Annotated in this window: 11 protein-coding genes; 7 read left to right on the top strand and 4 right to left on the bottom strand. The window is 69.6% G+C overall.

Going from position 1 to position 13,403, the window contains the following annotated elements:
* Positions 1-20: 20 nt before the first annotated feature.
* The 4 genes from PV734_RS21425 to PV734_RS21410 all read right to left on the bottom strand — a co-directional run bounded on the left by PV734_RS21425 (position 21) and on the right by PV734_RS21410 (position 6,133).
* The gene (locus tag PV734_RS21425) at positions 21-2,894 is read right to left on the bottom strand and encodes a helix-turn-helix transcriptional regulator (RefSeq protein WP_319290958.1); all 2,874 of its coding nucleotides are present in this window, start codon (positions 2,892-2,894) and stop codon (positions 21-23) included.
* A 414-nt stretch (positions 2,895-3,308) separates the two neighbouring features.
* Positions 3,309-4,370: an ABC transporter permease gene (locus PV734_RS21420; protein ID WP_319096233.1), complete on the bottom strand. Its 1,062-nt coding sequence runs from the start codon at positions 4,368-4,370 to the stop codon at positions 3,309-3,311.
* A complete protein-coding gene (locus PV734_RS21415; RefSeq protein ID WP_319096234.1) occupies positions 4,367-5,278 on the bottom strand; it encodes an ABC transporter ATP-binding protein in 912 nt (303 codons plus the stop codon). The genes PV734_RS21420 and PV734_RS21415 overlap by 4 nt, the downstream gene beginning before the upstream one ends.
* Entirely contained in the window at positions 5,279-6,133 is an 855-nt protein-coding gene (locus PV734_RS21410; protein ID WP_319290955.1) for a galactosyltransferase-related protein, read from the bottom strand.
* Positions 6,134-6,323: 190 nt separating this feature from the next.
* On the opposite strand from PV734_RS21410, the gene PV734_RS21405 reads away from it, so the two are divergent.
* The 7 genes from PV734_RS21405 (at position 6,324) to PV734_RS21375 (ending at position 13,350) form a co-directional block, all read left to right on the top strand.
* A complete protein-coding gene (locus tag PV734_RS21405; RefSeq protein WP_319290953.1) occupies positions 6,324-7,118 on the top strand; it encodes a nucleotidyltransferase family protein in 795 nt (264 codons plus the stop codon).
* Positions 7,115-8,257, top strand: a complete 1,143-nt coding sequence (locus PV734_RS21400) for a glycosyltransferase (RefSeq protein ID WP_319290951.1) — start codon at positions 7,115-7,117, stop codon at positions 8,255-8,257. The genes PV734_RS21405 and PV734_RS21400 overlap by 4 nt, the downstream gene beginning before the upstream one ends.
* 5 nt (positions 8,258-8,262) lie before the next feature.
* A complete protein-coding gene (locus PV734_RS21395) occupies positions 8,263-10,008 on the top strand; it encodes a radical SAM protein (RefSeq protein WP_319096238.1) in 1,746 nt (581 codons plus the stop codon).
* Positions 10,009-10,138: 130 nt separating this feature from the next.
* Positions 10,139-10,480, top strand: a complete 342-nt coding sequence (locus PV734_RS21390; RefSeq protein ID WP_319096239.1) for an Os1348 family NHLP clan protein — start codon at positions 10,139-10,141, stop codon at positions 10,478-10,480.
* Between the two features lie 10 nt (positions 10,481-10,490).
* Positions 10,491-11,420, top strand: coding sequence for a radical SAM protein (locus PV734_RS21385; protein ID WP_319096240.1), 930 nt, complete (start codon positions 10,491-10,493; stop codon positions 11,418-11,420).
* Complete coding sequence (locus PV734_RS21380) at positions 11,417-12,097, top strand: hypothetical protein (protein WP_319096241.1); 681 nt, start codon at positions 11,417-11,419, stop codon at positions 12,095-12,097. Before PV734_RS21385 ends, PV734_RS21380 begins: the two co-directional genes overlap by 4 nt.
* Positions 12,094-13,350, top strand: coding sequence for a DUF6365 family protein (locus PV734_RS21375; RefSeq protein ID WP_319096243.1), 1,257 nt, complete (start codon positions 12,094-12,096; stop codon positions 13,348-13,350). The genes PV734_RS21380 and PV734_RS21375 overlap by 4 nt, the downstream gene beginning before the upstream one ends.
* The last annotated feature ends 53 nt before the right edge of the window (positions 13,351-13,403 follow it).

The raw sequence follows: 13,403 nt of genomic DNA, 5'->3' as shown, positions 1-13,403 counted from the left end.
CCGAATGCCTGTCGGAACGCCTATCGGGTGGCCTGTGCGAGCGTCGCGACGAGTGCCCCGCGTGAACGCACGCCGGTCTTCCGGAAGATGCGCGTGAGGTGCCCTTCCACCGTCTTCGGCGACAGGAACAGCGCGCCGGCTATCTCGTTGTTGGACATCCCGAGGGACACCAGTCGGGTGATCTCTCGCTCGCGACACGACATGTCCGGCAGTGACACGGACGCCGTCGTGGACGAGGACGTGGACGCCGTCCTTTCCGGACGCGGCGCACGGGCCCCCAGCAACCGCTGGATGTTGACGGCCTGTTGGTGCAGATGGCGTGCCCCGGAAGCCTCGCTGAGGGCCTTCGCCCGGTGGGCCTCGGCCAAGGCCTCGCCGGGTGACTCGCGTGCGACGAGTTCCCGGGCCAGCATGAGGCGTGCCTGGCACTCCCTGAGGACGAAGCCCCCGGAGTGGAACTCGCCGATCGCCCTGCGCAGCCAGGGGACCGGGTCCGCGGCACTGGTCGCCTGAGCGAGAGCCGCGTGTCCGCGCTGCCCGGGCAGACCTAGCAACTCCGCGCCCTCCAGGGCTCTGAGCGCCCATTCGCCGGCCGCGTCGGTGTGGCCCAAGGCCGCCGTCGCTTGTGCTCTGAGGGCGTACCAGGTCGTTCTGACCGTACGCGTGGCTCCGGGGTGACTGTCGTGCTCGGTCGCCGACCAGGTCAGATCCAGACACTCCTCCGAACGGCCCTGGGCGAGCCGGATGGTGGCGAGCACGCCCGCCGTGACACCCCAGAGCCAGCCGCCCGCGCCGATCTCCTGAAGGGCCTGCTCGGCGGTCGACGCGGCGGCGTCCGGGCCGTCGAGGAACAACAGCGCCCAGGCCTGCAGAGCCGACGCGAGGCCGAACACGGCGGGCCGCTCGGTTCGCCGGGTGAGGTCGCGCGCGTACTCCGCCGACCGGAGGGTGTCGTCGAGCCGCCCCACGCTGATACTGGCGTAGGCGTGCGTGAGCTGGAGATACGGCAGGACGAACAGCTGCCCGGAGGCCTCGGCGAGCCGGCTGCCGCGAGCCGTGTGCCGCAGGGCGTTGCCGTGCCGTTCGGCCACGGTCTCGGCCCAGGACAGCCGGCTGAGAGCGTCCAGGTGCGGGGCGAGTTCGGCATCGGTGGCGGAGTCCACCAGGTGGGAAGCCTCGTTCACCCAGTGCAACAGGGCGGGGATGTCGCCGGCGAAGGCGCTGTTGTGCGCCAGGCCGATCGTGGCCGCCATGTGCAGGGCCGGGTCCCGCGCCACGATCGCGCGTCCCAGTACACCCTGGGAGAGGGCCTGTGAGCGGGTGAAGGCCTGGTGCAGCGCGCTGATGGTCGCCAACTCCAGGCGGAGCGGATCACCGAGGGCGGCGGCATGGTCCGGGAGCGAGGCGAGTTCTGCCGTCAACAGGGCTTCCGCGTGGCCGCAGTTGCCCAGATACCGCTCGATCATGGCCTGGAAGGCGACCAGTTCCGTGTCGTGCCGTGTCGGTTCGCCCTCCCGGCGGCGCGAGATCTCCGTCAGCAGCTCCTGAGACGCCTGCAACTGCCCGCTGACACCGAGAGCCCGTGCCCGCGAGGACATCAACCGGGTACGGAGACCTGGGTCGCTGTTCTCCGGCAGCAGCCGCAGTGCCGTGCCCAACCACGACGCCGCCGTCTCCGGGTCGGTACCCAGGATCTGCTCGGCGGCGTCCCGAAGCAGGCGGATCGTTTCGAGGTCGCCGGGCTGGGCCGATCTGGCCGCGTGCGGGGCACGTTCCACGGCCGGTGTGCCCGCCTGCCGGAGCACCTGCTCGGCCCGCGCGTGGATGCGCTGTCGGCTGCCGGGCGGGGTTCCCATGTAGTGCAGGGCACGGACGACGGGATGCCGGAAGCGGAAGCGTCTCCCGTGGGCGGGGTCGGCGCGGATCAGGTCCCGAGCGACCAGCGCGTCGAGCGCCTCCGCGACCGTGCCCGGATCGCGGTCGGTCAACGCGCCGAGATCCGAGGGGTCGAAGTCGTCGCCGAGCACGCTCGCCGCCTGTGCCACGGCCATGTGGTCGGCGTTCAGCGAAGCCGTCTCCCGCGCGAGGGCGGGCAGTGCCAGGGCGAGAGCCGAGTCGGTGAGCGGGAGAGGGACGGCCGGGCCGTCGGTGGGCCCGGGCCGCGACGCCCGTGCCAGAACCTTCAGGTAGAACGGGTTGCCCTCGGCCGCCTCGTACAGGTCTCCGTGCCGTGCGGTGGCCACCTCGCGCACCAGTACGTCGGCGGCCCGGCGGGTCAGCGGTGCCAGGGCGAACCGCTCACCGCGGAAGGAGTCCCGGGCATCTGCCAGACAGGCGGCCAGCCGGTCGGAGCACTGCCGGGGTCGCAGGGTGTACGCGATCACGAGCGGCACGCCGGGCCGGGGACTGCGGAGCAGGTGGTGCAGGAGGCGGACCGAGGTGTCGTCGGCCCAGTGCAGATCCTCCAGGGCCAGAACCAGGGGCTGTCGGCGCGCGGTGTTCCAGAGCAGGTCGGACATGGCCTCCACCAGTCGGTGGTCGTCCCCGTCCGGGATCTCGGCGAGTCGCCCAGGACATGCTGACGCTCTTCCGTCGGCGGCCGGATCGGCGGGGTCCGGCCCCCTCGTCAGCGTCAGGGCCGTACGGACCGCTTCCGAGAACAGGGCGAAGGGCCGGGTGTCTCCCAGCCCGGACGCACCGCCGGTCAGCACGGTCCATCCCGACCGCCGCGCATGGGCGCGGAACGCGGCGAGCAGGTGGGTCTTCCCGATCCCCGGGTCTCCGCTGATCTCCAGCAGATGGGCACACCGGGGGTTCCGGTCCCCGAGCACGGCACGCAGCCGGCTCATCTCCGGCTCCCGCCCGACCAGGTCGGCCTGCCGCGCACCGGTCATCTTCTGCCCCGGTCGCGCAGGGCACCGGCGTCGAAACGCCTTGCGCCGCCTGCGGATTCCGATGTGCTCGGCATGGGGGTCTGCACGGTTCGCAGAGCGAGGGGGTTCTCGACGAAAGTCATGAGAAATGCTCCGGCGGAGAGTGCCGCTCGGTCTGCGGAGGGCATGTCCTGAGGCCTGGCACAGGTGGACCACACCGCCTCCGAGGGGCTGAACGGTGGCTTCAGGGCAACCTTGCAGCACCTCGCATGACCAACACATCAGTAGAAACACCTACACGGAGCCGATGGCTACCTACGGAGCCTCATATACCAACTCCTGTGGTTGTGCGGGCCATTGGGTTACGGAGCGGAGAATCGGCCGATCTCGCCGCCGAGTTGCTCGGTCCGTGGCCGAGCGCCGGCTCCCGTCGCCTCACGCGTCGTCCCAGCGGAACAGACGTGCCGCGATGACGGCGACCACGAGGGCGAAGCCGAGCAGCAGACCCATCTCGGGCAGCACGACCGACAGATCGGCGCCCCGGGCCAGGGCGGCCACCATGCCGTCGTTGAGATGGCGCAGCGGCAGTACCTCGGAGAACTGCTGCACCCACTTGGGCGCGATGCTGAGCTGGATGAACGAGCCCGACAGGAACGCCATCGGGATGACGACGAGGTTGGAGATCGCACTGGCGGACTCGACCGATTTCGTGGTCGCGCCGATGAGTAGACCGATCGAGAGGAATGCCAGGGTGCCGGCCAGCACCAGTGGGATCGCCAGCCAGCCCGTGTCGGCCAGCCGGAGATCGAAGACCAGCACCGCGACCGCGATGAACAGCACCGTCTGGGCCAGGGCGATCGCGAGGCTCACCAGGATTCGCGCACCGATGACGGACGAAACGCCGATGGGGGCGAGCGTCAGCCGGCGCATCAGACCGCGCTGGCGCCAGACGACCAGCGTGGAGGCCGCGGTGAAGGTGGCGCCGGTCGCTATCGCCCAGCCGAGGATTCCCGGTGTCAGGTACTGGATCTCCTTGAGGGACTTGTCCTCGGTCTGGCTCGCGGTCATCGCGTATTTCGGCGTCTGGCCGGTCGCCGAGATGTTGAACGCGTCCACCAGCGAGCGCACCACTGTCTGCACCTGCGCCGCGGCCGACGCGTCGGCCGCCGAGTAGCGCACCCGCACATCGGTGCCCGACTGGATGATCGCGGCCTCTACGTCGCCGTCGCGGACCTGCGCCAGCGCGTCCTCCAGGGTCGACGCGCGGCTCACCGTGAGCGCCTCCCGCAACTGGGCCTGCTGCGCGGTGGACAGCTCGTCGTACACGCCGACCGTGCCGACCAGCACCACCTTGACCTTCGGAGTGTTCTGATTGCCGAGCAGCCCACCCAGCAGGAAGAGGAAGACCAGCGGAAACAGGATCGTGAAGAACAGCGCTCCGCGGTCGCGCTGATAGCCGCGCACCAGTGCGCGGGAGAGCGGTACGACGCCCCTCATGAGCGGTACTCCCGTCCGGTGAGTGTGAGGAACGCGTCCTCCAGGGTGGCCCCGCGCACCGTCAGATCACGCAGCGCCCCCAGCTCGGCGAGGACGCCGAGTACGGACCCGGGCTCCCGGGTGGCGATGACCAGCGAGTCCTCGTCCTCCTGGACACTCACCTCGGGCAGCCGTTTGCGCAGGTCCTCGACGTCGATCCGGCCGGTCTGGACGGTGATCCGGGACACGGCGTCGACCTTGCGGATGAGGGCCTCCGGCCGGTCGCATTCGAGGATGCGGCCGCGGTCGACGATCGCCACCCGATCGCAGAGCACCTCGGCCTCCTCTATGTAATGGGTGGTCAGGACGACGGTCCGTCCCGCCGCGTTGATCTCTCGCACCAGATCCCACAGATTGCGGCGGGCCTGCGGATCGAGGCCGGCCGTCGGCTCGTCGAGGAACAGCACCCGCGGGTCGTGCACCAGCGCGCAGGCGATGGACAGCCGTTGGGCCTCGCCGCCGGAGAGGTGATCGACGCGGGTACGGGCCCGGTGCCCCAGACCGAACTGCTCCAGCAGCTCGTCACCATGCCGGGGAGGCACGCCGTAGAGCCGGGCCAGTGTGTGGATCTGCTCGGTCGCGGTGAGCCGTTCGAAGAACGCCGAGGTCTGCATCTGCACGCCGATCAGGGGCAGCAGTTCGGGATTGCGCGGCCAGGACGGCAGGCCGAGCACCCGGGCCTCGCCGGAATCCGGTTTCCGCAGCCCCTCGACGATCTCCAACGTCGTGGTCTTCCCCGCGCCGTTGGGCCCGAGGATCCCGAAGAACTCCCCGACCTCGACCTCGAAGGAGATACCGTCCACGGCGACCGTGCTGCCGTAGCGCTTGTGGATGTCCCGGGCTGTGATGGCGGGCGTCGGACTGGGCATTCAGCGGTCCTCCTTGATCATCGCGTCGACCCCGGCCGCCAGACGCTCCGCCAGGATCCGCTGGTTGTCCGCGAGCCAGGCGTAGGTGTGCGTGCGCGGATGCTCGAAGTGCAGGCAGGTCAGCTGCCGGGCCACCCGCCAGGCGCGCACTGCTCCGACGGTGCCGTCGAGCTTCGCGATCAGGTCGTCGTCCTCACAGCCCCAGCCGACATACCGCTCGCTGTACCGGCCGACGGCGTCGAAGGCCGTACGGGACAGCATGATTCCGCCCCAGTGGAACGGGCTGGGCCGCCACGGCTTGCCGTCTTCGCCGGTCCAGCCGTCCCCGGACTTCGGATCGACCACCATCAGCGAGTCGCCGAGCCGGCTGAACCGCTCGTTGCCGACCGCCCTGAGCACACCGTCCCGGCCCATGGTCACGTGGCAGGCGCGGCCTGCGGCGGGCGGCTCCAGGTACGGCGCGTCGAGCCCGGGGTCCGGATCGACAAGGCGGTACATCCACGGCTGGATCACCGCTCGCTCCCGCTCCAGAGCGAGTGCGCCCGCGAGGAATTCCTCGCCGAGCGGGGCGATGTCGGCGTCGCCGAGGTACAGCACAGGTGCGCGGGAGGCCGTGACCGCGAGGTTGCGCAGCGGTCCCGGCGAGATCGAATCGTGTGGTGCGGGCACCACCCGGATCCGCCCGTCCCGCAGGCCGTCGCCGAGATCGGGCAACCGCGTGCCCTCCGCCACCGCGACCACCACCTCGCACGGTACGGACTGCCTCAGCCAGTTGCGGCAGACGGCCGCAAGAGCGCGCACCCCGTGGTGCTCGCCGAACAGGGGCACGATGACGGATACCTGCGGTTCGGACATGCGGCCGAGCATAAGCACGCCGCTGACCTGCGGGGAACGTGTCCGGACGATCAATGCGCCGACCACAGCACGGTCACGGAGAAGCCCCAGCACGACCCCAGCGAAGACCTGACGCGAACCCTGCGCGACCACAGCAAATGCCGTGATCCCGGCCTGTACGGTGCCGCTTCGAACGACGTTGGAGAGGTCCATGGCTGAGTGGTTCGGAATCGTGCCCGCCGCTGGTGCCGGCACACGTCTGGCGCCCTACCGAGCGCCCAAAGAGCTGATTCAGATCGGTTACCGCAAGGCCGAGGGGCGGCTGCTGCCGAAAACCGTGATCGAGTACCTGCTGACCTCCATGCGCGCCGGAGGGATACGCCGGGCCTTCGTGCCGCTCTCCCCGGCCAAGGCGGACGTGTTCCGCTATCTGGGCTCGGGCGGGCAACTCGACATGGACCTGGCCTACCTGTGCCAGGACACGCCGCTCGGGATGCCGGCCGCCATCGACCTGGCCACGCCGTTCCTGGCCGACCGGATGGTGTGCATGGGGATGCCCGACACCGTCATCGCCCCCGCCGACTGCTTCTCCCGGCTCGTCGACTTCCACACGTCGCACGGCGCCGATGTCACCCTCGGCGTGTTCCCCACCGACCACCCGGAGCGCCTCGCCCCGGTCGTGATCGACGTGGGCACGCACCGGGTCCGGGCCATCGTGGACAAGCCGAGGACCGAATCACCGGTTCGCAACACGTGGGGTATCGCCGCCTGGTCACCGGCGTTCACCGAACTGCTGCACGACTACGTCGCCACCGTACGCCGGGAACCGGGCCGCGAACTGCTGATGAGCGATGTGTTCATGACGGCGGTCGACACCGGACTGCGGGTGCACGCCCTGGACTTCGAGTCCGGCGAGTTCCATGACGTCGGCACCCCGGAGGGGCTGCTGCACATCCGCACGAGATTCGACCTCACCGCGGACGTCCCGGCCAGGAGCGCTCTGTGACCCGAGCGCTGCTGGTGCCGTTCCCGCCGGCCGGACACACCGAGCCGATGGACGCGCTCGCGTCCCGGCTGCGCGAGGACGGGCACGACGTCACCCTCTTCACCGAGTCCCCGCACACCCGCTGGGGCCGGGACCGGCCCGTCCCGGCGGAGCTGTACGCCCATGGTGACGCCGGCGCCCTGTTCCGGAGGCTGTTCCTCGGTGACGTCGTGGACATGACGCTGGACATCGTCGAACTGGCCGACGCGTGCGACGCCGAGGTGATCGTGTCGGACGTCATGATGCCGGGCGGGGGCCTCGCGGCCGAGCTGGCCCGACTGCCGTGGGCGTCACTCTCCTGCAGCCCGCTCCCGGTCCTCGACCACCATCGCACCTTCCTCCCCGAGCACGTCACGGCGGCGTTCGACCCGAACTCCACGCGTGAGGAACTCGGGCTGCCCCTGGACGACGAACGCAGCCTGCTCGGCCGTACGTCCGACCGGCTGCATCTGATCCCCAGCACACCCCGGTTCGCCGGATACCCCGCGCTCGCGCCCGAAGTCGCGCTCGTCGGACCGCTCACCCGGGTCCCGCCCGAGGTGGGCCGCCCCGGCGGCGTCGGGCGGCCCACGGTCGTCATCAGCGGGAGCACCCACACCCTGGACTCGCTCGGCGGCCGGATGTTCCTCCAGGACCGTTTCCTGGGCGCCGCTGTCGAGGCGCTGGGGGGCCTGGAGGTGACCGGCCTGGTGACACACGCCGTCGACGGCAGCGTGCCGGCCCACGTCCGTGTGCCGGCCAACGTCCGGGTGCTGGGCCCGACCCCGCACGAAGGGCTCTTCGACACGGCGGACGCGGTGGTCACGCACGCCGGGTGGGGGACCGTGTCCCGGGCTCTGGTGCGCGGACTGCCGCTCGTACTCGTACCGATCAGCGGCGACCAGCCGTACATCGCGGCGCGCTGTGCCGAACTCGGTCTCGGTGTCGCGCTGGAGGCGGAGACCGTGACCGCCGAGAAGCTCCGGTCGGCCGTCCGCGCGGTGACCGAGGAACCCCGGTACCGCCTGGCGGCCGCGGAGTTGGCCGCCGAACTGCGGGCGGCGGCGCCACTGGCCACGGCCGGCTCGATGATCTCCTCGTTCCGCGTCACGGAAGGCTGACCGCCATGCCCACTGCACAGACCCGCCCCACCAGGGTGATGATCGTCGTCTCCCCGGGCGAGCAGCCGATGTTCACCCCGATGAACCTCCCGCCCTTCGGCACCGGCATCGTCACCGCGAGCCTGCGCGCCGCCGGGTACGACGTGGATCTGCACGACCTCAACTCGGATCTGCGCCGGATGTGGCTCGCGGGGGAGTTCGCCAAGACGGACCTGGCCCCCTTCTTCGACGAGCGCGCCGTCCTGGAGTACGTCGCCGGCGGCCGCGACGACCACCTGGAGGACTTCGCCGACAGACTGCTGGCCGGCAAGGACATCGCCGCCGCCGATGTCGTCGGCGTCTCGGCGGGCGGCGACTTCTCCTTCCTGGAGATCCAGTCGGCGCTGGTCGTCGGCGCGTACATCAAGCGTCACTTCGGCAAGCCGGTGGTGCTGGGCGGCAACAACCTCGACTACCTGATGCAGTTCAAGGACGCGTTCCACAGCTGGTGGGAAGCGGCGCTCACGTACTTCGACGCGGCCGTCACCGGTCCGGGCGAGGACGTGTTCGTGGACCTGGTCGCCTCGCTCGGCGATCGCCGGCCGCAGCTGCCGATGGCCCGGCCGGGCCTGGCTCGGATGTCCGGCACCACGGTGCTGCGGTCGCCCGACGCGGCGCACCGGATTCTCGCACCCGACTTCGACGGGCTGCGGATGGAGGACTACCACAACTTCGTGCTGCACCGGCCGGAGGCGAGCGCGCGCAAACGGGAGACCGACGAGCAGTGGAACCGGATGCAGTTGTACCAGTACCCGCCGTACCTGAGCTGGCTGGCGAACGAGACCAACGCCGCCAAGGCGGGCGACGGGGTGGCGGGCAAGCTCGTGATGCCCTACGTCTTCAACTACAACTGCCCCTACAACTGCGCGTTCTGCACCGAGAGCCTGGAGCGGACGAAGCTGGTGCACGCCACGGTCGACGACATCGTCGCCGACATGGCCGGGCTCTCCGAGAAGTACGAGACCCCCTACTTCTACCTGTTCAACAACTACTTCAACCTGGTCAACGGCTTCCTGGAGGACTTCGCCAGCCGGGTGGTGCTGCACGGGATCGAGCTCAACTGGTCGGACTGCGCGCGGTTCAACAGCCTGACGTACGAGCGCCTGGAACTGCTGGCCGCCTCCGGCTGCCGGAAACTGACCTTCGGGCTGGAGACCGCGAGCACGAAGATGCTCAAGATCATCGACAAGCGGGTGAAACTGGCCGAGGCCGAGCGGGTACTGCGCTGGTGCAAGGAACTCGGCATCTGGGCGGATCTGGAGATCATCACCGGGCTCCCGCACGAGGACGCGGACACCTTCGCGGAGACAACGGACTTCCTGGAGCGCAACGCCGACCGCATCAACTACTTCAACGTCAACCGGTACTTCGTCGCCCCGAAGTCGCTGATGGGCGCCAAGCCGGGGGAGTACGGGATGCGACTGCGCAAGGCCCCGGACGCCTATCAGCGGCTGCTGGACGCCAACTACCGCTGGCTGGCGGACGACCTGGAGTTCTCGTACAAGCCGCAGAACTTCCGGGTCTACGAGTTCGACGAGATCGACGGCCGCACCGCTGAGCAGCTCGCGGCCGACATCGTGCCGAAGATCGCCAAGCTCAACGCGATCCAGAGCACCGACTTCAGCGACTCCTGGCGCATGTTGAACCTGCGCCGGAACCGGCCTGGGCAGCTGCCGGCCCGGATGAGCAACGAGACCATGGCGCTCACCTAGGCCGGTTCGTCCGGCCCGTCCGGTACATCACGCAGGCGTCGCTCTCGGCCCCCACCATCCCTGTCACCCACCACTCCTGCCACCCATCACCCCTGTCACCCACCCCCGCGGAAAGCCCGGAGGAAAAGCCATGAGCATCGACGAGAGCACCCCGGAGACGGAACCGGAGACGGAAGAGGCCGCCGAGCAGACCGAGCCGAACCGGCTCAGAGAGGTACTGGAGCGTGTGACGGCCGACGCCGACTTCGCCCGCCGGCTGCTGGACGACCCGGACGAGGCGCTCGCCGGATACGAGCTGAGCGAGGTGCAGTTGCTGCTGCTGCGCAGCCTCGACGAGGCGGACCTGGAGAAGCTGACACCGGAGAACCTCGACGAGTACTTCGCCGTGGACTCGGCCGTCTACACCCCCGAGGACGCGGCCATGGTCCAGCAGGGCTATGAGGTGTACGACGAGGAAGAACTCGAAGGCTGAGGTCGAGGCGATGAAGGCGCTCAGCATCCATCTCACGGACATCTGCAACAGCAAGTGTTCGTTCTGCATCGTGGACTCACCGCACATGAAACAGGACACGATCATGCGGCGCCGTGTCTCCAGGTTCCTCCGTGAGCACGCGGGCCAGGACTACGAAGCGGTGAGCCTGCACGGCGGTGAGGCCACGATCCGCCGGGACTTCCTGGAGATCCTCGACGAGATCCGCGAGTTGGGCTATCCGACGGTGTTCCTCATGACCAACGCCCGCAAGTTCGCCCGGATGGACTACGCGCGCACGGTCGTGGACCTGGGCGTGAGTCTGTTCGTCGTCTCGATGCACGGCGCGAACGCGTTGACCCAGGACCGGATCAGTCAGTCCCTGGGCTCCTTCGACCAGGCGGTCCAGGGCATCCGCAACCTCAAGGAGCTGGGCGCCGAGGTGCGCACCAACACCGTCGCCTGCAAGGACAACTTCACCGAACTGCCCGAGATCGTCGACCTGTGCCTCGATCTCGGCGCGGACCAGATCAACCTCTCCGCTCTGCACACCTCGGGCACCGCGCTGCGCAACTTCTGGGACGTCACCCCGCGTTACTCGGAGATCCGCCCCTACGTGCTCGAAGCCTGCGACCGCGCGCTCCGCCGCGACACCCGGCTGCTGCTGGAGGGCTTCCCGCAGTGCACGGTGCCCGGCTACGAACGGCACCTCGTCGACTGGGAGCAGAACAGGTACAAGGTCCTCTACCGCTCCTTCGTGATGGACGACTACGAGGGCCACATGGACGACTTCACCCGGGTCAAGGACGAGCGGTGCAACGGCTGTGCCTTCGACCGGGTGTGCGGCGGGGTCTACAAGGAGTACGCCGAGTTCATCGGCTGGGACGAGTTCCAGCCCGTCACCGGGACCCCGACGACAGACGTGGCGGTGAGCCGACCGTGATCCCGATATCCGCCGCCGACGAGGAGCTGTACAGCGCCGTGATCGTCGCCTCCCGGCTCGGCCGTGCCAAGGCGATCGTGCGGCGCATGACCGAGCGGTACGAGAAGGAGTGGGCGGATCCGCTCGCCGGATTCCCTTACGCGCTCTCCATGCTCGCCGTCCTGCAGTCCGGCGCCGAGGACGCCCTCGAACAGCTCGACTACGCCGAGATCGTGGAGACCCTCGGCGACCTGCTCTACACCACACCGGACCACTGGCTCGGCCGGTTCCTGCGCATCCACGCCCGCATGCTGCTGCCGACCGACGCCACCGAGCACCGCAACTACATCGCGTCCGAGCGCGCCAAGGCCGCCGAGGACACGGAGGACCTGCTGGAGCGTCAGGGCCGCGCGCGCTGGCAGCCGTGGTTCGCGTGCACCCACCTGCTCGCCGCCCGGCTGGCCTGGGAGACCGACCCCGCCGACACCGACCGGCTCGCGGCGACCGTCTCGGCGGCCGCGGCCCGCACCACGGAGCCCGTTCCCTTCCGGTCGCTCGGGAGCGTCATGTGCGACCCGTTCCTCTGGTACTACCGGGAGAGCGGACTGCCGGCCCGGGACACCGTCGCCGCGATGGCGACGACGCTCTTCCCCGACCAGCCGTCCGTGCGCAACCTGCGGGCGGAGGTGTCCGGTTGAGCGCCCGGCGCAGGACCGTCCTGTTCGTCGTGACGAGCTTCTGGGCGTACGGCGAGTACGCGATCGCCGCCGAGTTCGCCGCCCGGATGACCGGCAGCGGATTCCGGCCGCTGTTCCTCGTCCCGCCCACGCACCGCGGCTACGCCACCGCCGCGGGCCTCGACCACCGGCTGCTGATCCCCGGCGGAGGGAAGATCAACCGGATCCAGCTGAGCGACATCGAGCACACCGACCGGCCCGCCCTGGTCGTGCTGGCCGACTTCATGAACTACGACTTCTGCGACCGCCACTACGGACTGACCCGCGCCGATCTCGCGGTGTTCGACTGCCCGATCGGCACCTTCGACGACTTCTCCTGGGGACGCGAGGACACCTGGCTGGACACCTACGGCTTCCGGGCCAAGCAGGAGGGCGAGATCACGGTCGAGGGGCTGGCGTTCCGGCTGCGGCCGTGCCCGCTCAACAACCCGCTCGACCTGGACGCCGGCCCGGACGTGTACGCGTATCCGATGCTGGAGAGCGTCACCGACATCGGGACCGCGGAACGGGCCGAGGTGCGCCGCGAACTCGGCCTGTCCGGGGACCGTCCGGTCGTCCTGGTGGCCGGCGCCACCTGGCAGCACACACCGAAGACCTACCCCCTGGTCACCGGGTTCGTCGACGCCAGCCGCACCATGATGGAACGGCTGCTGACGCGGCTGCTCGAACACGCCGACGTCGTCTCGATGGGTTCCCGGCTGGTCTTCCACGACCGTGACCCGGAGGGCTTCCACGCGCTCGGTCCGGTGCCGCCGGAACGACTCGGGAGGCTGCTGCAAGCCGTCGACCTGCACATCTCCAACAACATCGTCTCGGTCAGCCTGCACCGGACCGCGCTGCGCGGAATTCCGTCCGTCGTGCTCGGCAACTCCCTCCACAAGAAGGCCGGGCGGCTGACCTGGGACCTGCCCTCCGCGCCACCGATGACCGAGTTCGCGCAGTCCGTGGTGGACCGGGTCGACTACCTCTACCGGTGCCTGATGTTCCCGGTCGGCTGGCACCACTTCCTGACCCCGCTGCTGGCCGACAACCCGTTCGCCGACCTGGTGCCCCGGCTGGAGACCTTCACGGAGGAGGCCACCCTCGCCGAGATCCTGCCGCTGCTCGGCGCGGGACCGGAGCGCGACCGGATCGCCCGGGCCCGCGAGACGTACCTCGAAGCGCTGCGCAAACTGCCCGGCGTCGACACCGTCCTGCACGAGCTGACCGCCTGATGCGGACAGCGAACCAGCCACGAAAAAGGTGACGCCGCGTGATGAGAGCGTTG

Source organism: Streptomyces sp. AK08-02 (assembly GCF_033795085.1).
GTDB lineage: Bacteria > Actinomycetota > Actinomycetes > Streptomycetales > Streptomycetaceae > Streptomyces > Streptomyces echiniscabiei.
This window is presented reverse-complemented; position numbering and strand designations above follow the sequence as displayed.